This window comes from Telmatocola sphagniphila (genome assembly GCF_018398935.1).
GTDB lineage: Bacteria > Planctomycetota > Planctomycetia > Gemmatales > Gemmataceae > Telmatocola > Telmatocola sphagniphila.
Window position 1 is genome coordinate 6,020,137 of sequence record NZ_CP074694.1, and the last position, 25,932, is coordinate 6,046,068.

Below are 25,932 nucleotides of genomic sequence, written 5' to 3' on the forward strand. Positions count from 1 at the left end.
GAGAAATTCGTCATGAATGGTGCCGAACTGCTGCGCGTCATAGACATGATCCATCGCGAGAAGAATATCGCGAAGGAAACGATTTTCAACGGTATCGAAGATGCCTTGAAAGTCGCCATGGAACGCAACGGAGCAGCCGAAGACGACGTCATTGTGCACATCGACCGCGTCAGCGGTCAGATCGTGGCCCAGCGCGGCGACAAGCAGATCGATCCGGAAGAATTGGGTCGCATCGCCGCACAATCGGCCAAACAACTGATGATTCAGAAGATGCGCGAAGCCGAAAGCGATGGCGTCTTCAATGAGTTTTCGACGCGCAAAGGGGACATGGTCACCGGCACTGTGCAGCGCGTCGATAATGGCACCGGTATTCTCAGCATCTCCAAGGACGGCAAGAACGGCGCCGCCACCATCGAGGCGATACTTCCCCGCAGCGAACAGATCCCCGGCGAAACACTGCACGTCAACGACCGCGTCAAAGCGGTGGTGATGGATGTCCGCCGCAACGGCCACCGGGTGAAAATCGTTCTGTCTCGTTGCCATCCCGACTTTGTGCGGGCGCTTTTCGAACAGGAAATTCCCGAAATCGCCGATCGCACCATCGAAATCAAAGCCGTCTCCCGCGAAGCGGGTTATCGCAGCAAGGTCGCCGTCAGTTCCATCGATATGAAAGTCGATTGCGTCGGCGCTTGCGTCGGGGTTCGCGGCAGTCGTATCAAGAGCGTGATCGACGAACTCAACGGCGAGCGAATCGACATCGTGCGCTGGAATGATTCCATGCAGATCATGATTCCCAATGCGCTGTCGCCGGCGGAAATCAGCGAAGTGATGATGTATCCGCGTCTGGGCCGGGCGATCGTTCTGGTTACCGATGAGAATCTCTCCCTGGCCATCGGTCGCCGCGGTCAGAACGTCCGGTTGGCCAGTAAGCTCGTCGGCTGGGACATTGAAATCATGACCATCGAAGAGCTGACCGAAGGTGTGGAGAAGGCCGAACGCTGGTTCGGCGGAATCCCGAATGTGCCGGAAAACTTTGCCGAATCGATGATTACCGAAGGTTTCCTGAGCTACGAAGACATCACCTTCCTCGAACCGGAACAGCTGGCCGAGATGGTGGGTGTAACGCCTGAGGCGGCGGACGAATTCATCCTGTATTGTGAAGAGCAGGCCGAGCGCATCGAGCGGGAAGGTGAAAGCGAACAGGATCGCGCACCGGTAGTTGCGGTGACCGAAGATACGGAACCCACGCCCGAAGAAATCGCGGCGGCGGAAGCCGCGCTGGCGGAACAGCAAGGGGAAGAAGTTGTGGTGGAAGCGGAGGCGGAACCGGCTCCGGTTGAGGCGGAAGTTCCTTCGGGCAAAGGACTGGATGCTCTGTTCTCGGATGACCCGAAATAAGTCGGATCACATCAGGGATTCGATATCCTGGGCCGTCAATTCGTGAATGAACGTGCAACCGATGATCCAACCATCATCGGTTTTTTCGCCTAGATAGACGCAGCAAGCCAGAATATTGACGAGCCGATCCTTGGAGGATCGCCGCAACTCCAATTTTAAAGCGGTCCCGGGTTGGACCGGTGCCTCGACGATCAAACCCACTCCCGAAGGCGAGATATTGGTGATCTTGCCCAGGCCGGCAAACAGGCCATCCGAGGGGACTTTCTGGAAGCGCACTTCGCCCTGGGTGTTGTAGCGTCGCCAGGCTCGTTTATCGCCCGCTTCCGTACGCACCTTCTTGGCGCCAAACTGTTGCAGATCCTGATCGTCCAATTCAGCAGAGAAGGTGCAGCCGTGGCTGTACATCCCGCCCGACAGAGGCACGGCATGCATCACGCAGGCAAGAGCCACCACGGAGTCGCCGCACAGGCTTTTGGGAAGATCGATGCAGACCAGGCTACCTTCGTCCAGCGCGCGGTTCAATTGCAGCTTCACCCCGCCTCGGGATAGGTCGCAGATCTCCGCCGGCATATTTTCCGAGTTTGGGACGGCGAAACGACAATGCGTTTTGACCCGCATCTCGTAGCGCGGATGAGCGCGTCGATCATCCAGCGAGATGTCTTCGGCTGAATCCGTCCACTTATGTATCAGACTTTTCGTGCGTTCGAACATTAGAAGGATTCCAAGGGCTAAATGATCTAAAATGTAATCTAGCACACACTTTTAGCCCCTAGGTCCGATTCAATCGACTTTCTCCCCGGGACATTTTTGAGATGAGGGTTACAATTTGCTTGCGACCGGGCTTTGAATCGAATTAAAATTCAGCGTACGCAGAAGTTGCGCTCTGCGTATCTCCTGGGACGTCGTGGGAGCAACGACCCACGGCGTCCTGCTTCTAAATTGGAATTTAGATGGGATTTGCTCCGGAATCGGCCCATCATTTTCGAAGCAAATCGGCATAAACCGAGAAGCTTTTCAGCCGTGACTCGTCGTTGACGAAGCCCAGATAATAGGGAAAAAATTGGAGCTCGAGATTGTTTCCCAGGGCCTCAAAACCGGCCTGGCGCAGATTGACTTTGTTCAAACGCAGAATCATGGCCAGGGCGATATCCCGATACTGAACGTGATAGACGGTTTGCCGAAGATTAATGGTACTGCATTCTTCCTGCTTCATCAGAAACTTCTCGAGCTGTTCCACGTTCTTCAGCGAACCAAATTTTCCGATCACCGTCATGGCTTCCGCAGCGGTGTCCGTCAGGTTTTGATGCTTCCTGAGATATTCGGCGGCGAAATTCAAAGCCTCCCGGAGATCGTTCTCGCGGGCAAAGTAAAAAGCGGAGGAAAGCTCGGAGGAATCGGCGTCGTCTTTCAGAGATTCCATCCAACCAAGTAGGACTTTGTGGTAAAGCGGCCGCTGATTTCGATTGGCCAGCGCCCTCTGAAACACGATATCGTTGATGAGGTAGATCGAATTGAGTTGATCGGGCTCTTTCCGCAGTTCAACGCGAACATCTTCCAGAGAGCAGACGAAAACCCAGAAAGCAATTTCAATGGCATCGAAAGAAAGAGTCTCTTTCCGACCCGAGCCGCGCGGCTGAGGATCCTCATTTGCTCTCTCGCGTTCTGTGGTAATCTCGGACTGCCGGGAGCTGCAATAATTTGCCAGCTTTTGCGAATCCTTCCCGATGAGCAGGGCCGCATTCGGTACGCGCCGCAGCATTTGGGCGTAGAACTGCCGAGTATCCGGAGTGTCCCCCGTCCGCTGGCAGAAGATGTCCCAACCCGGGACTTTCGCTTGAGATTTACCGGTTGGCTCCTGGAGAAAAGCGTCCAGACGAAGATTCAGATCCTGTTGGCGGACCCGCGGCAGAAGTTCCCGGCAACGCTCCCGAACTTCCGCTTCGGGATGGTGCGCCCCCTGTTCGAGGGCCTGCAGTGCCGAAGATCCCAAAGACAATAATTCCCGGGAGGCGGACTCCCGAACGCGAAACGAGCGACTTTCGAATTGCCGAACCAATTCCAACGCCCGTTCCCTCTGTTTGGTGCTTTCCGAGGGAGTGTCGTCGGGCAATGCGAAAGCAAAAAGTAGACAAAGCGACAGCAAGATAACCCCTCCTAGTTGTTGCCAACCGGTGGCCGGTCCGCAGAAGCGGCCCGTTCTTTATTGTCGCGAATATCGCAGCCAAATTAAAAGGATTTTTTTGGAATACGAAGGATCGGCTAGGCAAGCCGACCCTTCGCGAATGAGATCAAGTCCAATCGCAAATCCGCTCGATGTAATCGGCGCTGCCTTCCCGAAGCCAGCCGTCCAGTTGAGCCTGATCCTTCAATTGCTGGCCGCGCATGCGGGGCACAACCAGGAACCCGCAGTCCAGATCGGTGAGCGCAGTCATGTCGCCCCAGAGTTTTTCGAACTGGCAGACCGGGAAAATATCCTCCTGTCCGTGGCCCCAGCGTTTCTTCACATCCTTCAAGGTGATGTAAGTTGGCATTCGCCCGGCCAGTCGATGCACGGCCTCGGCGACTTTGGTTTCGTTTTCCAGGTCGCTTCTGTGCAGTCCGAACACTTCCAGCAGTTGATCGATAGTTGCCCAGGTCGTTAGCGTGTTGTAGTAGAGCAGTTTGAATTCATCTTCCTGCCGGGGAAGCGCCAGCCCTTCCACAATGCGAGTCCGACCATCGATTCTCGCCAAGCCGCCGCCGCGGTCGTCGATGCGCTTGCTGATCACTTCGTAGCTCAGCGTTTTGCCCGTTTCGATATGCGTGCCGAGCAGACCCGCGTCCAGATTGGCACCCAGCGTATCGATATTGTGAATCAGGAGGTACTTCAACTGCGACGACTTGCGGAGAGCATCGCGCAATACGCCGTTGCGAAGCATATTGGGAATTTCGAACCAGTGACCGACCGGATGCAGACACTGCATCGGCAGATTGTCGGTGTAGTCGTTCGCTTCGCCGACGCTGCGGGCCCAGTTGATTAAAGCCGCCTGGATGCTTTCGCGCATCTTCTGTTTTTGTTCGTCCAGCTGCTGGTGAGCCACTTCCTCCCAGGCGAATCGCAAATCGCGGACCATGGGAACCATTCGAAGGCCGACGCTGCGACCGGTCGAGAGCATCACCTCGCCGGAATAGTTGTAGTTGCCGACCTGCTGCAGATACTGTTGAATCGGCGCGTGAGTCATGTAACCGGTGGTGAAGACGACGGGAGCGGCTGGCCCGAAGAGCTTGGCCGATTTACGGGCTTTCGCCAGATGCACTTCCAGGAAGGTGCGATGCCGGCTGGCCAGTTTGCAGAAGGGATGCAAAGCTTTGACGACGCCAGCACCCTGCGTCCAACGGCTGCCGGCTCCGGCGGCGAGTGTGACGGTTAAAACTTCGCCGCGTTCCAGAGCTTGCCGGCCGAGTTTCTGCCGGTGTTCACTCAGGGAGCCGCGCGTGTCGATGATGTCTCTGGGGCTGACGTCTTCAATTGAGGAGGTCGAGGAAAGACGATTTTGTGCCAGACCGATCAAGCCCCGGCGGAGATCGGTCCGGATTCGCTCGTGCTGCTCCCGATCGAAGCCGAATTTCGTCAGCAGATCTTCGAGTTTGTTCGAATCGATGCTCTTCTTTTCTTCCTTGGGGAGCAGTCTCTCAAATAGAGTCTCGATCACCCCGGCCATGGCAGTTTCAGATCGGCAGGCCGCGCCCATTCGGGTCAGTTCGTCGCGCCGCAACGGCGACATGCGGCGAATATCCTGCTTCAACCAGAGCGGGGCACAGAGAGCATAATAACCGGGGGAAAGAAGTGCTTGGGCGCCTTCCAGCAGTTCCGCATGAGTACCGTTCGGATTGATGCGGAAGTCGTAAACGACCGGGTCCATGGCAAAAGGCAGCGAGTGCACCAACTCGCGGCGCAGCTTAGACATTTCTTCCTGAAGAATTGCCTGCGCATCGACCTTGCGGCTGGGATCGACGATGAAGCCCATGCCGCCACCCGACATGCCGCCGAGCATCCAGAAGCCCCAGAACTGACTTTTCAAACGTCCTTCGATGCGGGAGATCAAAGTTTCCGTGAAGTAGTTGCTGGCCCAGGGAATGATCTGTTGAATCGGTTCGCGGAAGTTTTTCGTGGTGGCTTTGGCGAGATCCTGAATCCGGCCCTGACGCAGCGAATCGACGATGTGATCGAATAAGCCCAGAGCATTCTGCCGGGCAGTCCATTCCTTTTCGCCGCGCAGCAGATATTTTTCGGTGACCATTTCCAGAATGGGGCCGACGTTCTGAGCCATGCCGCCGTGGACCAGCACCAGACTGTCCTGGAGTTGTTGACGAGTCAGTTGCGGGACCGTTCGCTCACCCATGACGGTGTGTTGAGGGAGCAAGCGGCCGCGGCTGATTCCGAATTCCGGATCGCCTTCGACTGCGAAAGTCCCTTCGATCTTCTTGATACCGGGCCAGACACCGCCGGAGTCCTGCCAGCCGCCACCTGAACCGCCGATCCATTCTCCCAGAATGGCGCGAGCCGCCACTAATCGCCGTTCGCTCTCTTCGAGAGGACCGGTCAAAGACCGGGCTTGCCGGGTTGCCCGCATACACACCGCAATTACGCCAGCGAGGAGATTGGTTGAAACCGCCAGTCGGGAGCCCTTGGGGATGTTGTTCACCTGGCTGACGATTTCCAGACCGCGCCCCGGCCCGACCAGATGCGCCAAGAGGTCGGTGAGCTTTTGCTCCGAACCTTCCAGGCCCGGCGGCACGATGCCGGAAGAGATCACCCCGGCTTTCAGGAGCCCGGTGTAATCTTTGGCGAAGTTAAAAACTTCGGAGAGTTCGGTAATGTCGGCACTGGAATCGAGATCGACCGAGACCAGTCGCAGCACTGGTTCGTCGATCACGCGCAGGTAAACTTCGATAGGCGGTTTGGGTTCGGCATCCCGGCCATGCACACCCAGATCGATGGAGACGTTCAGGACCTTCGCCCCTTCGGGATAATCCATGCCGAGAAAGAAGATGTCACTCCAGCAGGAGTGGGTCAGATCCATGCGAACGGGGGTACGTTCGCGAAGAATCGGATAGGGCGAAGAAGCGGAGGGCCGTTCTAACAGTTCGGGTCGGATGCGCAAACAGTGGTCGGCCGGGTGGCCCATGCGGAACATCCAGCGATTTCCCGGTACGCTGCGTACGCTTTTGCGAACCTGCCCGGCCAGAGTTTGAAAGGCCAGGGCGTAATAACCAGCGCCGAGCGCGCTGCTGAGACCATCGGATAATCCATCCGATTTTTGCAGTTCCTGAAATGCGTGAATCGCTTCCTCGAAGCGCCGGGACAGCAACTTGTCGTAGCCGGCGAAGGGAATGCGGCCATCCGGCTTGATTTCTTTGCGGGCCGGCAGCAGGAAGCGGTGGATTGCGTAGAGGAAAAAGAGAGCCCGAACCCGATCATAAAGGTTATCGGAGTTCCGTCGAAACAGTTCGAGATCGGCGCATTCCTCGAGCAATTGAGTATAGCTCAGCGGGGTGCAGGCCGATTCGAGAGAGCTATTCCGAACCTTGGGGTTGGTGGAAGTGATGAGTTGGCGGAGTTTCATAGGGATTGCTTCAGCCGCCTCGCTGGGCCAGGAGTTCCACTAATTGGGTCAGCACGTTTTCCCGGTCAGCTCCTTCCAGAGCCAGAGCCAGTTGGGCGTTGAGCAAACCGTATTTGACGCCCAGGTTATAGCGTCGGCCTTTCATTTCCATGGCCAGGAACCGCTCCTGTTCCACCAGTTCAGCCAGAATGGGGGAGAGCGAAGGCGTCTGGCCGGGCGGTAGATCCGTCAGCTTTTTCTCGAGCAGTTGCATCACGACCGGCGTAAGAACATGCATCCCGAAGAGGCAGAGATAGTAGCCCGCTCGCAGACCGGGCACGAGCAGAGATTGCTCGGCTTCGCTGGGGGTCGGTTTTTCGAGAACGTTTTCGATTTCGTAGAGATCGTTCAGGCCGGGCACGCGGCGGGCCGCCACCGTGCCATAGAAAGGCAGCATATTCTCGCGAGTCGGTTGCACGGCCGAGACGCTGCAGGCTTCGCGCTTGGCCACTTCCACGAGTTGCTGGGCTGAGCGAAGTTTCCCCTGCGACGTGTAGACATGATCGCCGACCAGATGCAGGAAGGGCTGATTATCGGTGAATTTTTTGGCCTGAAACAGAGCGTGAGCATAGCCGCGTGGCTCGACCTGTTCGACGAAATGCAGCTGTGGTCCGTAGGGCCCGGCCGCCTCCAGGTAAGCGGTCTGATCTCCCGGCGCGACGATGACGCAGACTTCTTCGATATCGCAGCGGATGGCTTCCTCCACGATAATTTCGAGGGCTTTCTTCTCCACACCGTCGCGATCAACGAGGGTTTGGAGAGGGATCGTGCGTTGGGATCGCCCGGCGGCAGTGATGACGGCTTTGCGAATATTCATGTCGGTAGTTTATCTTGGCTCTGGTGGATGTCTTCATTTTGATATCTCAGAGCGAATCTCAATAGAGAATGTGGGCTAAAAAATGAGATTGGCACGCACGTAGCATGCGGGTTTTTCAGGCCGGTACGATAAATTGGTTTACAATCGTTAGAAGATCGGCCTGATCGAACGGCTTGTAAAGTATGGCGGCTGCCCCAAAATGCCGGGCCGCCGAGAGCAAATCCATTTCGCCGTTAAAACCGCCACCGCTAATGGCGATCACTTTTACGGATTCATATTCCGCCGTGAGGGAGCGAATGACTTCCAGCCCATCCTTCTCTGGCATGAAGACGTCGCAGATGATCAGTTCCGCTGGGTTCTCGCGGTAGCGTTTCAGCGCTTCATGGCCATCTTCCGCTTCCTCGATTTCGTAGCCGGTGGGCGCGAGCATGCGCCGCATCGTGGTGCGAAGCATTGGTTCGTCGTCGACAATCAAAATTCTAGGCATGGTCTGCTCGAGAGTATCACATAAATTTAGGTTCAAGATAAAGCTCAGTATAAGAATCGGATTAAAATCAGCCCAAAGAGTAGCGATTTCGATCCGGATGCACCAATCCTGACGGCTGGATTGATAATCTCAGATTGAGAATACTCCCTCGAATATTAAGTACAGCAAATCTCGATCCAATTGAAAATGAGGGGGTCTTTACGGAATTTTAACGGCTCCATTCTCACTCTTGACGCCTTCTGAATGTCAATTTGATTACCATTCTCAATCAGAGATATTTTGCGCATTCGCCAGAGCGTAACTTTCGTCCGGAGCAGGAAATGAAAAACTACTGCCTCGAGAGGGAGGAACAGGATTCTCTTCTGGTTTGGGAGAGAAGAGTGTTCGCCGTGGCGCTAGCCTGGACGCTTCCCGGCTTTATTGTGGGGGCTTTTGTCGGCCTGATGCTGCCGGGTGAGGAGGTGCGATACCTTTGCCTTGCTCTGAGCATGGCGGTATCGGCTCTGGTCGGTGGTCTGCTGGAAGCCGATCATCTGATTTGAAATTTTTGGTGAATTATTCCCTTATCCTCGAGATGTGATGGTCGAGAAAGAGCTGTACTTCGTCATCCCCACTTATCGCCTTCGCGATGTCGGCGAAACGATTCGCGAATACGACGAGCATTTTCGCCGCAACGGGCACACCGTTCGGCTCATCGTCTTCGACGATTCCAGCCGACCGACGCAGGAAAAGTATTTTTCCCATCTGGAGTCGGTGAAGACCCACAACGAACTTTACTACGTCGGCCCCGCGGAAAAAGACCAGTTCCAGAGCTATCTCGGCGAGCGGTTGCGCGATAAGCGACTCGACGGATTGGTGAAAAATCTCTTTCGACCCAGCTACGGCGGAAATCGTAACTACACCCTGATGTATACGCTGGGGGGCCTCGTCGTCAGTTCGGATGACGACATGCGTCCCTACGCCCTGATGGAAGACAGTCCGGAATCCTTGGGAGAGCATGAAATCGGCCGTGGCAAGCTCTATCCGGTCAACGCCCAAGGGTACACCCGAAAATCGTTCGATATTCTTTCCTCCTTTCTCGATGTGCTTGGCAAGCCGGTTGCCGATCTGCCTCACAACTACGAACGGGGCGAACTCCTGGTCGACACGGCCATGGATCTGGAAACCAATGCCACGCGCGGCCTGTCGCGTGAAAACTCCCTGGTTTTGCGCTCGGGAACGATAGCGGATAGTGCCGTGGTGAAAATGGCTCAGACCTTTCGATCCGGTACCAACGACATCGACGCATTGGATTTCGTCGATCTGTTTCTGACCAACGAAGAGCAAATCGATCCCGATGCATTGAATGAACTCTATGTGCTGGTCAATTTTCGCGCGGCGGTCACCAAACTGAACTGGCGCATGGACTGCGGTGTGGCGGGGTATGACAATTCCTTTGGTTTGCCGCCGTTTTTTCCCACCCGTTTGCGCTTTGAAGACTACATCTACCGGCTCTGGATCCAGCAGCCCGGTCTGGCGGCGGCCCACGTCGATGCGGCCCAGAATCACATCAAGAACAACTACATGCGGAACCCGCCGGCGGCGGAGATCTTCAACGAAGAAGTTTCGAACCTGTTGAAGACCAAGATTCGCACCACTCTTTCGAAGATCGATGAGTTGAGTATCTCGTTCGATTACGAAGGGGAAGTCACTTCGCGGGATGCCGACGAGATCCTCACCAAAATCTCCGAGTTGCATTCCCGTTCCTTGGCCGCCGCCGAACGCACTGTGAATCCGGCACGGGCCGAGGCATTGCGAGTGTTCGCGGCCAATCTGCAAAAGGTCTTTTACGGTTTCGAACCCGATTTTTTCCAGCAGAATCTGCTGCGTATCGTGGACGACGTGGTCTCGGGGATAAAAGGATCGATTGAACTTTGGCCCACTCTGGTGGAAATCTGTTACTTTCAAAAGGGCCGCAAAGGATTAGCCCAAAAAAGAATCAACTGAGGATTTCATTTCCCGGAGAGACCGATCCATCTTGATACTTTCTTAACACTTCCCGGTGGTCTCTTAACCTCTCTTTGACATCGATCGGGCTAATATACTCGAGTCGAAATCTCTTTCGATTTCGACGGGAGTTTAGCCATGAACGACTACGTCTATCTCGGCTTCATTTTGATTTTTTCGCTTCTGACCTGGGGCTTTTTGACCCTGTGCGAAGCGCTGATGAAGGAGAAGCGATGAATGAGATTGAAGTCATAGGACTCGCAATTTCCCTACTGTTGCTGGTTTACCTGGGAATCGCCTTACTGAAGCCGGAGTGGTTTTCATGAGCTCTAATGCCTGGATACAAATCGCCCTTTATATAGCAGTACTCGTTGGATTCGCGCGCCCGCTGGGCTGGTTGATGGCTCGCATCTATCAGGGCAAGCCGCTTCTGCTGGATCGAATCTTCTACAAGCTGGCCGGTGTCGATCCCAACAAGGAGATGGGCTGGCGTCAGTACGCCGGAGCGGTACTGGTGTTCAACCTCCTGGGGGTAATCACCGTCTATACCTTGATGCGCTGGCAGGCCGAGTTGCCTTTGAATCCTCAGAAATTCGATGCCGCCAGTCCCGATCTGGCCTTCAACACGGCCATCAGTTTCGCCACCAATACGAACTGGCAGAGTTACGGCGGCGAGAACACCATCAGTTATCTGGTGCAGATGCTGGCGCTGGCTGTGCAGAACTTTCTTTCCGCGGCCACCGGCATGGCGGTGTTGATTGCGTTAATTCGCGGTCTGGCGCGTCATTCCAGCGAAACCATCGGCAATTTCTGGGTCGATGTGACCAAGAGCACGCTTTATATCCTGCTGCCCTTGAGCGCGATACTGGCCCTGGTGCTGGTCAGCCAGGGAGTGATTCAGAACTTCAAGACCTACGATACGGCCACTGTCCTCCAGCCGTTTACCACTTCGGAAGATCAGAAGGATGCGGATGGTAAGCCCGTGCTGGGAGCCGACGGCAAACCGCTGCAGGTGGAGAAAAAAGTCACCGAACAAACCTTACCCATGGGACCGGCCGCCTCGCAGATTGCCATCAAGCAACTGGGCACCAACGGCGGCGGCTTCTTTAACACCAACAGTGCTCACCCCTATGAGAACCCCACGCCCCTTTCGAATTTCCTGCAGGTTCTTTCGATACTGCTGATCCCGGGAGCGCTGTGCTACACCTACGGCCTGCTGGTGAATGACCGGCGGCAGGGTTGGGCCATTCTCGCCGCGATGCTCATCATCTTCATTCCTTGTGTGATCGGAACCACTCTGGCCGAGCAATCGGGCGTGCCGAAATACGCCGAGCTGGGGGCCGACGGGCATGCGGGAAACATGGAAGGTAAAGAAACCCGCTTTGGCATTACCAACTCCGCGCTCTGGGCGGTGGCCACCACGGCCGCTTCCAATGGCTCGGTCAACTCCATGCATGATAGCTATACCCCACTGGGCGGTTTGATCCCCCTATGGTTGATGCAACTGGGCGAAGTCGTCTTTGGCGGCGTCGGAAGCGGTCTCTACGGCATGATCATTTTCGCGGTCCTTGCGGTGTTCGTGGCCGGGCTGATGGTGGGTAGGACACCCGAATATCTCGGAAAAAAAATCGAAGCCTTCGAAATGAAAATGGCATCGCTGGTGATTTTGATTCCTCCCGCATTAGTTCTGATCGGCACGGCCGCGGCGGTGAACGGAGGGGATAAATATGGCCTGAAGTATACCGATCCGGTCACCAAAGAGGTGAAGGATAGTCTTTCGAATACCGGGGCGCACGGTTTTTCGGAAGTGCTCTACGCCTTCTCTTCGGCTGCCAACAATAACGGCTCGGCCTTCGCGGGTTTGAACGCCAACGAACCGTTTTACAACACGGTTCTGGCGGTCGGCATGCTGATCTCGCGCTTCTGGTTGATCATTCCGGTTCTGGCCATTGCCGGCTCCTTGGCGCGCAAGAAATACACTCCGCCTGGCCCCGGTTCGCTACCGACGCACACTCCCTTGTTTGTGGTGATGCTGGTGGGGGTCGTTCTCCTGGTGGGAGCACTCACGTTCGTCCCGGCTCTGGCTTTGGGTCCCATTGTGGAGCATCTGCAAATGAAGTGATTCCTGAGTTCGAATTTAAAACTTGGACTTATTCACTCATTTGATTCGATAGGAACTTTCCATGTCCACTAAACCGAAATCTCTGTTCGATGCGGCGATCGTCCGACGGGCGATAGTCGACTCGTTTTTGAAGCTCGATCCGCGGCGGCAGATTCGCAATCCCGTAATGTTCACGGTGTTTATCGGCAGTCTGCTCACGACCTTTCTGGGCATCCGAGCCTTGACCGGAACCAGTGAAGAGTCTTCGCTCTTTATCTTTGCTATCTCGGCCTGGCTGTGGTTCACGGTGCTGTTTGCCAATTTTGCCGAAGCCATGGCGGAGGGTCGGGGGAAAGCTCAGGCCGATACCCTTCGGCAAGCTCGTCGGGATGTTCAAGCGAAACTGCTACCCGATGCTTCCCGAAGTTCACCGTTCGAAATCATCCCCGCCGCGAAACTTCGCAAGGGGAATGTGGTGTTAGTTGAAGCGATGGATACGGTTCCGGCGGATGGCGAAGTGATTGAGGGGGTCGCCTCGGTCGACGAAGCGGCCATCACGGGCGAAAGCGCCCCGGTAATTCGCGAAAGCGGTGGCGACCGATCTTCGGTGACCGGCGGTACGCGCGTGCTTTCTGACTGGCTGGTCGTGCAGGTAACCGCCAACCCCGGCGAAACCTTCCTGGATCGTATGATCTCCCTGGTGGAAGGCGCCAAGCGGCAGAAAACTCCGAATGAAATTGCTCTGGATATCCTTTTGGCCGCGATGACGATTCTGTTTCTGATTGCCTGCGTCACGCTATTGCCGTTTTCCGAATACAGCGTGAAAGCCGCGGGGCAGGGGACGCGCGTTTCAGTGACTGTGCTGGTGGCGCTGTTAGTCTGTCTGATTCCCACGACCATCGGCGGTTTGCTGTCGGCCATCGGTATCGCCGGGATGGATCGCATGATCCAGGCGAATGTCATCGCTACTTCGGGGCGAGCCGTCGAGGCCGCCGGGGATGTGGATGTACTCCTGTTGGACAAGACCGGGACTATCACCTTGGGTAACCGCCAAGCCGTCGAGTTCATTCCGGGGCCGGGCATAAGCGTGGAGAAACTGGCGGATGCCGCGCAGTTGGCCTCGCTCGCCGATGAGACACCCGAAGGGCGAAGCATTGTAGTTCTCGCTAAGGAAAAGTACGGTTTGCGCGGCCGGTCTCTGCAGGAGATCAAAGCGAACTTCATCCCTTTCACTGCTCAAACTCGTATCAGCGGCGTTGATGTGGAAAACCGGCAAATACGCAAAGGGGCGGCCGAATCGATCAAAACTTTCGTCCGCAACTTGGGTGGCGATTTTTCACAGGAAGTCACCCGGAGTGTCGAGGAGATTGCCAAGAAGGGCGGTACCCCGCTGGTTGTCGCGGATGGTCGGCAGACGCTGGGCGTGATTTATCTCAAAGACATCGTCAAAGGCGGCATCAAGGAGCGCTTCATCGAACTGCGTCGCATGGGCATCAAAACGGTGATGATCACCGGCGACAATCCCATGACGGCCGCCGCCATCGCGGCCGAAGCGGGTGTGGATGACTTTCTGGCCCAGGCGACTCCCGAAGCTAAGTTGAAAATGATTCGGGAGTATCAGGCGGGTGGCCGATTGGTGGCCATGACCGGCGACGGAACAAACGATAGCCCCGCCTTGGCGCAAGCCGATGTGGCCGTGGCCATGAATAGTGGGACTCAGGCGGCCAAGGAAGCCGGGAACATGGTCGATCTGGATAGCAATCCGACCAAGCTGATTGAAATCGTCGAAATCGGTAAGCAACTCCTGATGACCCGGGGCGCGCTGACCACGTTCAGTCTGGCCAATGATGTCTCGAAATACTTCGCCATCATCCCGGCCATCTTCGCCAGCACTTATCCGATTATGGATCGGCTGAACATCATGCATCTGGCCACACCGACCAGTGCGATACTTTCAGCCGTGATTTTCAATGCGATCATCATCATTCTTCTCATCCCCCTGGCGATGAAGGGGGTAAAGTACCGAGCAGTGGGCGCGGCGAAACTGCTTCGCGATAACCTGCTGATCTACGGTCTGGGTGGTTTGATCGTTCCCTTTATCGGCATCAAGCTGATCGATTTAATTCTGGTCGCCCTGCATTTGACCTAATTGCCCAACTTCGACGGAGTTTGTCATGAAACTGATTCGTCCCGCTGTGGTATTATTTCTGCTTCTGACCATCGTCACCGGGGTCATTTATCCCCTGATAATTACTGTGGCCGCTCAGGCGATATTTCCCAATCAGGCTAACGGTAGCCTCCTGGAAAAAGAGGGGAAAATAATCGGTTCCCACCTGATCGGGCAGCAATTCGACGATCCCAAATATTTCTGGGGCCGGCCCTCCGCCACCACCCCGGCCTATAACGGAGCCTCGTCGTCCGGCAGCAACCTCGGGCCAACGAATCCCGATTTGTTCAAAGCCGTGAGCGAGAGAATCGATAATTTGAAGAAAGCCCATCCCGAGCAGGTTGGGGCTGTCCCAATGGATCTGGTCACGGCTTCCGCCAGTGGGCTGGACCCGCACATAAGCCCGGTGGCCGCGGAGTATCAGATTGAGAGAATCGCGCGGGAAAGATCGCTCCCAGTCCAGGAGATCGAAAAACTGGTTCGGGAATCAATCGAAGATCGCACGTTCGGTCTATTGGGTGAACCGCGAGTGAATGTGCTGAAATTGAATCTAAAACTCGACGAGTTAAAGAAGTAAAATTCTTTCATGCCAAATCAGGAACGGCCAAACCCGGATCAACTTCTGGCTCGCGTCCAGGCGGAAGAAGCCCCTCGCACGCGCGGCCGGTTGAAGATCTTTTTCGGTTATGCGGCCGGGGTGGGCAAAACCTACGGCATGCTGGAAGCGGCTCGACGCGATAAAGCCGATGGGATCGATGTTGTCATCGGTTATATCGAACCGCATGGCCGGGCGGAAACCGAGGCCCTGACGGAAGGCTTCGACAAAATTCCCACTCGTGCGGTGCCGTATCGCGGCGTCGTCCTTCAAGAATTCGATCTCGATGCCGCTCTGCAAAGACATCCGCAGTTAATTCTGGTCGATGAACTGGCCCATTCCAATGCGGAAGGATCCCGCCATCTGAAGCGCTGGCAGGATGTGGAAGAACTGCTGGAAGTCGGCATCGATGTTTACTCGACGCTGAACGTTCAGCATGTGGAATCTCTAAACGATGTGATAGCTCAGATCACCGGAGTGATCGTTCGGGAAACTCTACCCGATGCAGTTCTGGAAAAAGCGGATGAGCTCGAACTGGTCGATCTGACGCCGCACGAGTTGGTGGAACGTCTCAACGCGGGAAAAGTCTATCGGAAGGCCCAGGCCGATCGGGCCATCGCCAATTTCTTCCAAAAATCGAATCTGACGGCACTGCGCGAAATGTCGCTGCGTCTGGCCGCCGACCGGCTGCACAAGGAGGTAGACGAAGCCCGCAAGAGCAGCACAGCCGTGAAGCCCTGGGCCACACGGGAGCGATTTCTGGTCTGCGTCAGCCCCAGTCCGACGACAGCGAGGTTGATCCGGACCACCAAACGGATGGCCGAAGCGCAAGGCGCGGAGTGGATTGCCGCGGCGGTGCAGACCGGGGAGACGACAAACTCGGCCACCCAGCAGCGCGTCAACCGGCATCTGCAACTTGCGACGCAATTGGGGGCGGAAACGCAGAATCTGATTGGCGAAAAGGTGGCCGCGACGATCCTGGATTATGCCCGGTCGCGAAATGTCACGCGCATCATCGTCGGTAAGACGGCTCAGCCGCGCTGGCGCCGCCTTTTTCACAAGAACATCGTCGAAGATTTGCTGGAACAAAGCGGCGAGATCGACATTCACGTCATTCGCGGAGAGGCCGAGTCCAACGCCGTTCCGATTCGACCGGCCGTCTCGACTCCTTCGATTCGTTGGATCGATTATTTCCTGACCGCCGTCATCGTTTTCGTCTGCTATGGCGCTTGCAAGGTCTGCGCCCACTGGGAGGTGGCCGAGACGAATTTGGCCATGATTTTTTTGCTCGGAGTCGTTTTCGCGGCCACCCGTTTCGGTCGCGGCCCGGCCAGCTTCGCTTCCGTGGCGGCCGTGCTCGTTTTCGATTACTTCTTTGTACCGCCGCTTTACAGTTTCACCGTTTCGGATGCGCAGTATTTGCTGACTTTCGTCGTGATGTTGGGGATCGGTCTTCTGATCAGCACTCTCACTACGAGAATGCAAGGGCGGTTAAGTGCTTCGCAAATTCAAGAACGGCAGACGGCAGCGCTTTACCGTCTGACTCGGCAGCTCAGCGAAGTGATGGGGGCGGAGTTTCTGGTGCAGACGGCCGGTCGACAATTAGTCGACATCTTCGGCGGTGAGATCGCTCTTTATGTCCGCGATGAAAAAGAGAAACTTCAAATTCGATATGGGGCTGCTTCCTCGATTGGTCGCAATGCCATTAACGGGGTAGTCGCCGATTGGGTTTCCTCTCATAATCGCATCGCTGGGTTGGGAACCGATACGCTTCCCAACGGTACGGCTCTCTTTGTGCCGTTGATAGGCTCGCAAAAAACCGTGGGTGTGTTAGGAGTTCGGCTGGAACCGGTGGATAATCTCCAGCGTCCGGAATTGCGACGATTGATCGAGACCTGTGCCAGTATGATCGCTCTGTCTCTCGAGCGGGATCAATCTTTGTTGGAAGCTCAGGAAACGGAAGTTCGGATCCAGGCCGAGCAACTGCGCAATTCGCTGTTGAGTTCGGTCTCGCACGATCTGCGGACGCCGCTGGCGGCCATCGCCGGATCGGGTTCCGGTTTACTCAATGGTACACCGCCTCCCGATTCGGAGGAAGGTCGGGAATTGTTGCGGAACATGGTCGATGAATCGATGCGACTATCCCGACTGGTGGAAAATCTCCTCGATATGACCCGCCTGGAAGCCGGGGCCCTGAAGCCGAATCGGCAGTGGCACGTTCTGGAAGAACTGGTCGGATCGGTTCGCTTGCGCTTGCAAAAAGAACTGGGGGATCGCCCTTTCACCGTGACAATAGAGCCGAATTTTCCGCTACTGTACATCGACGGCATTCTGTTGGAGCAGGTGTTTTTGAATCTGTTGGAGAACGCCGTTCGCTACTCGCCTGCCAGGTCGCCGATCGAGATCGAAGCTCATGCCGATGGCCGAGAGGCGACCATTCGCATCCTGGATGAAGGGCCGGGTCTGCCGGTGGGCCAGGAAGAAAAGATTTTTGAGAAGTTCTTCCGGGGACAGGTGATTTCGCCCGATGGTCGCCGTGGCGTGGGGTTAGGGCTTGCGATCTGCCGCGGCATCATCGATGCGCACGGCGGGAAGATTCATGCTCAGAGCCGACCGAGCGGCGGAGCGGAAATCACCATCACTCTACCGCTGGAGGAAAATCCCCCTTCAATCTCCACGACAACTTCCGGGGCCAGTGGTTGATATGGGAACCGAACCCAAAATTCTGATCATCGAAGATGAACTGCCGATCCGCCGCTTTTTGCGTAGTGCTCTGGTGGCTGAGGGCTATCATTTGATCGAAGCCGAGAATGGCCAGCAGGCGATCCGGTTTGCTTCGCAGCAATCGCCCGATCTGGTGATTCTGGATCTCGGCTTACCCGATATGGATGGCCAGGATGTGCTGAGGCAGCTGCGCGAATGGCTGACCGTACCGGTAATCGTGCTGTCGGCGCGCGATCAGGAGCAGCAGAAGATTCTCGCTCTGGATAACGGGGCGGATGATTTTCTCACCAAGCCGTTCAGTACGGGTGAACTTCTGGCACGCTTGCGGGTGGCCCTGCGCCGGCACTCGAAAGTGGTGGCCGAAAAAGAATCCTCGATATTCGAAGCGGGGGATTTGAAAATCGATCTTTCCGCCCGGCGGGTATTCGTACGACAAACAGAAATCCATCTGACCCCGATCGAATACAAGCTGCTGACAACGCTAGCCAAGCATCCGGGTAAGGTGCTGACTCATCGCGTTTTACTGAAAGAAGTCTGGGGGCCGCATCAGGTGCAGGAGAACCACTATCTGCGGGTGTTCATGGCCGGGCTGCGGAAGAAAATCGAAGACGACTCTGCCAATCCCAAATATCTCCTCACCGAGCAGGGAGTCGGCTATCGACTCGCGGTGGACTAATTATTTCGAACCGATTCGATAAAGATGTTCGCGGGTTCGGATGAATAAACTTCCACTCACGGCCGCTGGGGAAGCGAGGATTTCTTCGCCCATATCGGTCTTGTAAATCAGCTTGAATTCGCGTGCGGCTTCGACGACGAAGGCCTTGCCTTCCTTGCTGAAGAAATAGACCAGATCGCCAGAGGCCAGCGGCGATGAGCGGAAGGATTGCCCCAGTCGTTCTTTCCAAAGTTCCTTGCCCGTAGCGGCATCGATGCATACAGCCACGCCGTCGTTATTCGCGAGAAAAATCAAGCCTTTGGTGTAAAGCGGGCAGGCCGAATCGGGCGTGCCGCCGGTGTATTTCCAGAGAATGTTCGTGGCCGTGACATCGCCCTGACCGGTAGCTTTCACGGCAAAGAGCGGGCCGCGCATTCCCTGCACCGCATAGACCGTATCGTTCGCCAGGGTCGGGCCGGAGATCACTCGGTTCCCTTTGAAGCAGTTGCACTTCCAGAGTTGTTCACCAGTACGGGGGTTGTATGCATCGAGTTGGTTGCCGCCGAAGACGATCAACTCACTTTTGCCATCGTGTGTATAAATCAACGGCGTGGTATAGGAATCGGCCGGCTCGGAGACCGCGCCGGTGATCCGTTCGACTTTCCATTTCTCAGAGCCGGTCCGTTTGTCCTGCGCCAGAACGTAACTCTTCCCGGAATTCTTGGGATCCTGCATGCAGGTGGTGATCAGCAGATCTTCGAAGAGAACGGGGGAATTGGCGTGCCCCCACCAAATGGTGTAAGGGCCGAACTTTTTCACCTGGTTATCCGACCAGATTTTCTCGCCTGCAAAGTTGTAGCAGGCCAGTTCGCCGTTCCCGAAGTGGACCCAGACATGCTGGCCGTCGGTGACCGGCGAGGGCGAGGCCATGTTTTGTTCGTCGTGGAAGCGATCATTCCCCAACTCACCGCTGCGGCGAGGTGAGCCCGAGCTGACTTCCTTTTGCCAAAGAATCTGTCCCGTTTGCTTGCTGAGACAAAGCAGCAGAAGCTTGTCTTTCTCCTGGGTGGTCAGGAAGATGTGATCGTTCCATATGGCCGGGGTGGAATTGCCCCAACCGGGAAGCGCCGTCTTCCAGAGTACGTTTTCGGTCTTGCTCCATTTCGTGGGGAGAGCCGGGCCGGTGGTCACGCTATTGCCGCTGGGGCCCCGCCATTGGGGCCAATTCTCCTCGGAGACATTTAAGGAGGCAGTGGCTAAGGCAAGATAAGCACAGAGGCTCAAGATGGACATGAAAAGGCTCCGCGAGCGAGTGGCCGGTAGGATTGGGAATATTATAGCCCTCGAAAACTTCCTGGGAATTCCCAGAAATGCCAGGATTCCTCGTTCGAAGCGATTTTCCGACTTCTCATTTCTCGCTCACCAATAGAAATCAGAATAATCCCCTGGGAATTACCCGTTACTCTGATTTGTTGAGATTGTTTATGGTTCTTGTGATTCGCATTTCGTTTTTGAGCCTACTGCTGGCTGGCGTAGCCGCGAACTCTGTCGCTCAGTCAAAAAAATTAGCCCCGATTACTGCCGTGGTCGAATGCACGCAAGCCTCGGCTAAAGGTCAGATTCGGCAATTCGTATTCGATGGCAATAAAGAGACTTATTTTGCAACTGAGAAAAATGCCTCGGCCAAGGATAATTTCACTCTCACTTTCGAGAAGCCGGTGAAAGTGAAAACTCTGGAAGTTCTGACCGGCAAACCCAAGGGAGAGGATGCGCTGAAGGAAGCGAATCTGGAGATCTCCGAGGATGGAAAGACGTTTCAGACAGTCGGAAAATTCCAGGAAGGTCAGGCGACGCGGAAGCTGGATGGGAAGACGGTCCTGGCGATTCGCATTCAACCGACCGAGGATCTGAAATATCCGCTGACGATTCGCGAAATCGTCGTCGATTCCGAACCGGCGGTCCGCCATTTCAAATATCCCGTCGAATTTACGATAGATGTCAGTGATGCACCGGAAATGAAAGAATGGACAGAAAAAGTCGCCCGCATCTGCGAACGTCAGTACACCATGATCAATGAGGAATTGAAGAGCGAAGGTTTCAAGCCCGCTCGTTCGATCCGGTTGACCATGAAAAACGATTACGACGGGGTGGCTTACGCGAGCGGCAGCCGGATTGTCGGATCCGTGAAGTTCTTCAAGAGCCATCCCGAGGATATGGGAGCGTTCGTGCATGAAACCGTGCACGTCGTACAGCAGTATCGGACGCGTGGCAATCCCGGCTGGCTCGTCGAAGGCATTGCGGACTATATCCGCTTCTTTAAATACGAGCCGGGCAAGGCGGGCAGACTGAACGCGGAACGAGCCCGCTATAACGGCAGCTATCGAACGACGGCTGCGTTTTTGAATTACCTCTCCGAAAAATACGATCCCCTGATCGTCCAGAAACTCAACAAGATGTTGAGGGAAGGGGAATACAAGGAAGAGGCCTTCCAGGTCCTGACCAAGAAAACGGTGCAAGAACTCGATGAGGAATGGCGGGCCTCGCTGAAAAAATAACCCGGGAATTAAATCAGGAGTTCATCGAAATGAGAATCGGTCTGGTGGGGCGACTTCGCTTATGGGCAGCTTTCTGCTTTTTGATCGTGGCCGGAGTCTTCACGACTCAGGCTCAGGATCGGCTGAAGAACATGCCCGGGTACGAGCAGTACCAGAAGATGAGCAAAGAGGCGTTCTCTTCCGTGAAGATGGGGACCGCCTCGGTCTCCTGGAAAGAGGGGGGTAAAATCGCCGAGTACAAACGCGACGGCAAAACCTACCGATTCGATTTCGAATCCAATATCGAGAAGGAATTTCTTCCTGAGAAAAAGGACGGTAAGGAACCGGCCGCTGAAACTCCGCCGATGCCCAAGGGCGGTCGACGCGGCGGCGGGGGGGGACCGGATCGGGGCCGACAGTTCGGTAGTGCCACGGCCCCCGATGGAAAGCATAAAGCCGTCTATCGCGAGCGAAATCTCTACCTGACCGATGCCGATGGCAAAAACGAAATCGCCCTGAGTACCGACGGCAACGAGAAAAGCCGGCTGAAATATGGTTCCGCGAGTTGGGTCTATGGCGAAGAACTCCGGCAGCGAACCGCATTCTGGTGGTCGCCGGATAGCAAAAAGCTGGCTTTCTATCGCTTCGACGAAAGCAAGGTCCAAGACTATTTCCTGCAACTGAATCAGACTTCCGTTCAGGATAAGGTCGACGCCGAACCTTATCCTAAAACCGGTTCCGCCAACCCCATTTGCGACATCTTGATCTACGATCTGGAATCGAAGAAGACCACGCAGGCCGATGTGCGCGACGGCATGCCCTTCGATAACAATGTGGTCGGCCATTACGTTTACGACATTTCGTGGTCGGCCGACAGCAAAGAACTGATTTTGCATCGCACCAATCGGCGGCAGAACATTCTGGAACTGGCAGCCTGCGATCCCGAAACCGGTAAGTGTCGAGTAATTATTCACGAAGAGTGGCTTCCCAGCTGGGTGGAAAATAGCCCGCCGATGCGCTTCCTGAAGGATAATAAACGTTTCCTTTGGGAATCGCAGCGCACCGGCTGGAAGAATATTTACCTTTACGAACTGAGTGGTAAACTGCTGGCCACGCTGACCAACCACGAATTCGAAGTGGCCAACATTTTGAAGGTCGATGAAGAGGCAGGTTACGTCTACTACATGGCCCACGATGGCGACAACCCGATGAAGCTGCAGTTGCACCGCGTCGGCCTGGATGGGAAGGGGGATGTCCGCCTGACCGATCCCGCTTTCTACCATACGGTGGATGTGGCCCCCGACGGCAAGCACTTTTTGGATACGATTCAGACCCACGATACACCACCCACGGCGCGTATCTGCGACCTGCAGGGCAAAGTGCTTGTGGAAATCGCCAAGAGCGATATGTCGAAGTTCGAAAAGGTGGGCCTGAAGAAGGTCGAACTGCTCACTTTCAGAGCGGCGGATGGGAAAACCGATCTATATGGAATGCTGCATTTCCCATCCAACTTCAATCCGAATAAAAAGTATCCCCTACTAGTGACGGTTTATGCCGGGCCGGAGACCAATGGAGCCCGAGAAACTTTCACTCTCCCCAACGCGATGACAGAATACGGCTTCCTGGTGGCTTCCTTCGATTCTCGCAGTGCGGCCGGTCGCGGGAAAAAAATCCTCGATTCGATTTACCTGAAGCTTGGCATAACCGAGATTGACGATCAGGCCGCCGGGGTGAAATCGCTCTGGGTGCGTCCGTATCTGGATCGCAATCGAGTGGGTATCTTCGGGACCTCTTACGGCGGAACTGCTTCGGCCCTGTGTCTGGTGCGCTATCCCGATGTTTTCCAGGCGGCGGCCGCTTCTTCGCCGGTGACCGATTTCCGGCTCTACGATACGATTTACACTGAACGCTACATGTGGCTGCCGCAGGAGAATAAGGCGGGCTATGACGCCGGGACGGTCATGACCTACGCCGATAAATTGAAGGGTCGACTGATGGTTTACTACGGCACCGCCGACAACAACGTGCATCCTTCGAATGCCCTGCAGCTGATTCGCGCCCTCCAGCGGGCGGGCAAAAGCTTTGAGGTTCAGGTGGGGCCTGACATGGGTCATACTTCGGTGAATCAGCAGCGCATGATGGAATTTTTCATCGAAAATCTGGTGATCGACACGCCGGCCCATTAAGTCTGTTTCGGCGACAAACTTCTTGCGGGATTGAGGTTAAGACAGTTAATCTCAATCCCGTTTTTTTTCACTTCGAGTTCGTTCCAGTGATTTCCGATTGTTGCCAATTTTGATAATTCATCGAGCGCGATCCGATGTTAGAATATTCTCACACTTAAATTGTCCTGAATGTTCATCGCCTCCCTGAGGGGAATCCTCCATGCGACGCCGGGCGTTCACTCTCATCGAGTTGCTGGTGGTGATTGCGATTATTGCCATTCTGATCGGTCTACTGCTAGCGGCCGTGCAAAGAGCCCGGGCGGCGGCGGCTCGCATCTCCTGCGCTAATAACATGCATCAGATCGGCTTGGCGATGCAGCATTACGCACTCAACAACAACGATACTTTGCCACCGGGAAGTAACGTTCCCTACTGGGCTCCTTTCGACGATCGGGTGGGTTACGCCGATCCGCCGCTCCCCGATTACGATCCTACGCAGACCCTGCTCTGGAATTATTGCGACAAGAACGCGAAGGTTTATAAATGTCCGATGGGCGTGGATATGGTCCAGGGCAGTCCGACACTGGGCCAACCGCTTCAGTTGAGCTACGGCATCAGTGGGGTGACAGGCGGGCCGTCGGGAATTAGCTTAACCATTATCACTAATGCAAATGGAACTTCGCAGGTGATGCATGTCTGGGAACATTCCCGGCTACCGATTTGCGCCTTACAGGGTGCAACTCCGGCGACGCCTAACCTTCCCTGGCCGTTTACCGATCCGGATGCTCCGAATCATTATCCGGAAGCGCGGCATCTCAATCGTTTCAATGTTCTTTTCTGCGACGGCCACGTAGTCCCGATGAGCATCAGCGAATTGACGATTCCACTGTTCTACGTTTATGACCCCTCGCCGTGAGCCAGTTATTTCTTAGTCGGTTCCACAGGTTTTGAATCCTGACCCGCTTTCGATGTTTCCAGCTCGATTTTCGGCAAAGCGGCGTCCTTGGTCGCTTGCGTCAGATGTTTGGCCGCGGCGACAAACTCTTCGGCATGCCGCTCGACCAGTTCGTTTTTCTCATCCTCGGTCAGCTTGGAATTGTCGATTTTCTCCTTGGTTTCCAGTAACTGGCGATTGAGTTCCTGAATCTGTTCCCGTGGAGCTTTCTCCTCGTGTGCCCGGGCGATCTTGTGCATCAGCGAGATGTATTCGACGAATTGGCGGTCGGCTTCACTGCCGCCGCAACCGCTGACCCAGCAGAGTAGGAGTACCGCAATGCCGACTTGGAAAAGCCTTTTCATAGGAGGGCCCTTTTACCAGTTAGCTCTTCTTTTCGATGCAGTATAAGTGGGTTTTCGTGCGTAGAAAAATCGCCTCCCCGGCCACAGCGGGCGAGGCCATGCAACCGCTATCGAGCTTATTCTTCGCCAACGATTTGAATTCCGGGGTGGCGGCGAACACCTGAGTCGTCCCTTCTTGATCCGGAATGTAAATCGTATTGTGCGCGATGATAGGTGAGGCCGAGAAGGAGGCGTTGAATCGTTCCACCCAGACTTGCGAGCCGGTCTTGGCATTTACGCAGGAAGCAAAGCCGTTGTCGCTGACCATGTAAATGTAATCCTCCTGAAGCAAAAAGGAGGGGCGGGTCGGCACGTTTTTGATCATCTTCCAGGCAATCTGACTCGAAGGGATCTGGCCGCCGCTGCCTTCCTTCATCGCGATCATGCCCTGAGAATGACCGGTCGTCAGATAGATCAGCCCGTGGCCGACGATCGGCTTGGCGGCTTGATTCATGCCGCCCGTGGCGATGCGCCAAAGTTCGTTGCCGTTCGCCGGATCGTAAGCGATGGTCGCCTCCGCGGCGGGACTGATCAACTGGGGTTTGCCATCAATCGTCACCAAAGTCGGTGTGGAATAGGCTTTTTTCAAGTCTCCATTGTTACTGGTGTATTTGATCAATCGATCTTTCTTCCAGAGGATTTTACCGGTGTTCTTATCCAGTGCGGCCACGTACTGCTGATCGTAGCCGTCGAAGGTCAGGAACAGGGCCTTGTCGTCCGTTATGGGAGAGGAGCCCGGCCCGCGCCAGTGATCGCACTTCAAATCCCGCTGTTCCCAGAGTTTTTTGCCGGTGGTCGTGTCGAGGCAGGCGGTACCGTGCGCCCCGAAGTGAACGAACACGCGGCCCGCTTCCACTACTGGAGTTGGCGTGGCATAGCTATTGAAGCTGTGGCAGTAATCCGGGTTTTCTTCTTTGAAAACGATCAGATCGTGAAGAATTTTGCCCGTTTTTCGGTCGATGCAGACGGCATAAAATTCGACGAATTCGGGTCGGGGAACTTTTCTCTGGGCGTTTTCCTTGGGGGCATTCGCCGCATATTTTTCATGAGCCGTCGTCAGCCAGATCTGGTTCCCCCAGATCACCGGAGAAGACCAGCCTTTATCGTGGATTGGCGTTTTCCAGCGGATATTTTCTTTCTCGCTCCAGGTGAGGGGGAGATTTTTAGATTCGGCATGGCCATCGCCGGAGGGGCCGCGGAACTGCGGCCAGTTCTCCTGGGCTTTCGAATTCCCGATCAGGGTTGATAAACAGAAGATGCTAAAAATGAAACGCATGAGAGGATTCCAGATGGCGGGGAGATGCGCCAACGCTAGGCACA

The 25,932-nt window shown here is 55.4% G+C and carries 20 protein-coding genes; 12 read left to right on the plus strand and 8 right to left on the minus strand.

Annotated elements, in window-relative coordinates; all coding sequences use genetic code 11:
- Window positions 1-12 precede the first annotated feature (12 nt).
- Complete coding sequence (gene nusA, locus KIH39_RS24115; RefSeq protein WP_213496296.1) at window positions 13-1,398, plus strand: transcription termination factor NusA; 1,386 nt, start codon at window positions 13-15, stop codon at window positions 1,396-1,398.
- A gap of 6 nt (window positions 1,399-1,404) precedes the next feature.
- Here nusA and KIH39_RS24120 read toward each other — a convergent pair whose 3' ends face one another.
- From KIH39_RS24120 to KIH39_RS24140, 5 genes are all read right to left on the minus strand, one after another.
- Complete coding sequence (locus KIH39_RS24120) at window positions 1,405-2,109, minus strand: PilZ domain-containing protein (RefSeq protein WP_213496304.1); 705 nt, start codon at window positions 2,107-2,109, stop codon at window positions 1,405-1,407.
- A gap of 265 nt (window positions 2,110-2,374) precedes the next feature.
- Window positions 2,375-3,541, minus strand: a complete 1,167-nt coding sequence (locus KIH39_RS24125) for a hypothetical protein (RefSeq protein ID WP_213496306.1) — start codon at window positions 3,539-3,541, stop codon at window positions 2,375-2,377.
- A gap of 145 nt (window positions 3,542-3,686) precedes the next feature.
- Complete coding sequence (locus KIH39_RS24130; protein ID WP_213496308.1) at window positions 3,687-7,004, minus strand: UTP--glucose-1-phosphate uridylyltransferase; 3,318 nt, start codon at window positions 7,002-7,004, stop codon at window positions 3,687-3,689.
- A 10-nt stretch (window positions 7,005-7,014) separates the two neighbouring features.
- Window positions 7,015-7,860, minus strand: a complete 846-nt coding sequence (locus KIH39_RS24135) for a sugar phosphate nucleotidyltransferase (protein ID WP_213496310.1) — start codon at window positions 7,858-7,860, stop codon at window positions 7,015-7,017.
- 115 nt (window positions 7,861-7,975) lie between these two features.
- Complete coding sequence (locus tag KIH39_RS24140; protein ID WP_213496312.1) at window positions 7,976-8,347, minus strand: response regulator; 372 nt, start codon at window positions 8,345-8,347, stop codon at window positions 7,976-7,978.
- 320 nt (window positions 8,348-8,667) lie between these two features.
- Between KIH39_RS24140 and KIH39_RS24145 the strand changes: the two genes are divergently transcribed.
- The 8 genes from KIH39_RS24145 (at window position 8,668) to KIH39_RS24180 (ending at window position 18,596) form a co-directional block, all read left to right on the plus strand.
- Entirely contained in the window at window positions 8,668-8,889 is a 222-nt protein-coding gene (locus KIH39_RS24145; protein WP_213496314.1) for a hypothetical protein, read from the plus strand.
- Between the two features lie 37 nt (window positions 8,890-8,926).
- Window positions 8,927-10,333 (plus strand): hypothetical protein, encoded by a 1,407-nt coding sequence (locus KIH39_RS24150; RefSeq protein WP_213496316.1) that lies wholly within the window; start codon window positions 8,927-8,929, stop codon window positions 10,331-10,333.
- 233 nt (window positions 10,334-10,566) lie between these two features.
- The gene (locus KIH39_RS24155) at window positions 10,567-10,659 is read left to right on the plus strand and encodes a potassium-transporting ATPase subunit F (RefSeq protein ID WP_213496318.1); all 93 of its coding nucleotides are present in this window, start codon (window positions 10,567-10,569) and stop codon (window positions 10,657-10,659) included.
- Window positions 10,656-12,455 (plus strand): potassium-transporting ATPase subunit KdpA, encoded by a 1,800-nt coding sequence (gene kdpA / locus KIH39_RS24160; RefSeq protein ID WP_213496320.1) that lies wholly within the window; start codon window positions 10,656-10,658, stop codon window positions 12,453-12,455. The genes KIH39_RS24155 and kdpA overlap by 4 nt, the downstream gene beginning before the upstream one ends.
- Before the next feature lie 61 nt (window positions 12,456-12,516).
- Window positions 12,517-14,583 carry a potassium-transporting ATPase subunit KdpB gene (kdpB, locus tag KIH39_RS24165; RefSeq protein ID WP_213496327.1) on the plus strand — a complete coding sequence of 689 codons (2,067 nt, stop codon included), beginning with the start codon at window positions 12,517-12,519 and terminating at the stop codon, window positions 14,581-14,583.
- Window positions 14,584-14,608: 25 nt separating this feature from the next.
- Window positions 14,609-15,178 carry a potassium-transporting ATPase subunit KdpC gene (gene kdpC, locus KIH39_RS24170; protein ID WP_213496329.1) on the plus strand — a complete coding sequence of 190 codons (570 nt, stop codon included), beginning with the start codon at window positions 14,609-14,611 and terminating at the stop codon, window positions 15,176-15,178.
- A gap of 9 nt (window positions 15,179-15,187) precedes the next feature.
- The gene (locus KIH39_RS24175; RefSeq protein WP_213496331.1) at window positions 15,188-17,899 is read left to right on the plus strand and encodes a sensor histidine kinase; all 2,712 of its coding nucleotides are present in this window, start codon (window positions 15,188-15,190) and stop codon (window positions 17,897-17,899) included.
- A 1-nt stretch (window position 17,900) separates the two neighbouring features.
- Entirely contained in the window at window positions 17,901-18,596 is a 696-nt protein-coding gene (locus KIH39_RS24180; RefSeq protein WP_213496333.1) for a response regulator, read from the plus strand.
- On the opposite strand, the gene KIH39_RS24185 is transcribed toward KIH39_RS24180, so the two are convergent.
- Complete coding sequence (locus KIH39_RS24185) at window positions 18,597-19,868, minus strand: outer membrane protein assembly factor BamB family protein (RefSeq protein WP_213496335.1); 1,272 nt, start codon at window positions 19,866-19,868, stop codon at window positions 18,597-18,599. It lies immediately after the preceding gene.
- A 77-nt stretch (window positions 19,869-19,945) separates the two neighbouring features.
- Between KIH39_RS24185 and KIH39_RS24190 the strand changes: the two genes are divergently transcribed.
- From KIH39_RS24190 to KIH39_RS27320, 3 genes are all read left to right on the plus strand, one after another.
- Window positions 19,946-21,130, plus strand: a complete 1,185-nt coding sequence (locus tag KIH39_RS24190; RefSeq protein ID WP_246539417.1) for a basic secretory protein-like protein — start codon at window positions 19,946-19,948, stop codon at window positions 21,128-21,130.
- A 29-nt stretch (window positions 21,131-21,159) separates the two neighbouring features.
- Window positions 21,160-23,295: a S9 family peptidase gene (locus tag KIH39_RS24195; RefSeq protein WP_213496337.1), complete on the plus strand. Its 2,136-nt coding sequence runs from the start codon at window positions 21,160-21,162 to the stop codon at window positions 23,293-23,295.
- Between the two features lie 199 nt (window positions 23,296-23,494).
- Complete coding sequence (locus KIH39_RS27320; protein WP_213496344.1) at window positions 23,495-24,190, plus strand: DUF1559 family PulG-like putative transporter; 696 nt, start codon at window positions 23,495-23,497, stop codon at window positions 24,188-24,190.
- Between the two features lie 5 nt (window positions 24,191-24,195).
- On the opposite strand, the gene KIH39_RS24205 is transcribed toward KIH39_RS27320, so the two are convergent.
- Complete coding sequence (locus KIH39_RS24205) at window positions 24,196-24,573, minus strand: hypothetical protein (protein WP_213496346.1); 378 nt, start codon at window positions 24,571-24,573, stop codon at window positions 24,196-24,198.
- 19 nt (window positions 24,574-24,592) lie between these two features.
- Window positions 24,593-25,888 carry a PQQ-binding-like beta-propeller repeat protein gene (locus KIH39_RS24210; protein WP_213496348.1) on the minus strand — a complete coding sequence of 432 codons (1,296 nt, stop codon included), beginning with the start codon at window positions 25,886-25,888 and terminating at the stop codon, window positions 24,593-24,595.
- Between the last annotated feature and the right edge of the window lie 44 nt (window positions 25,889-25,932).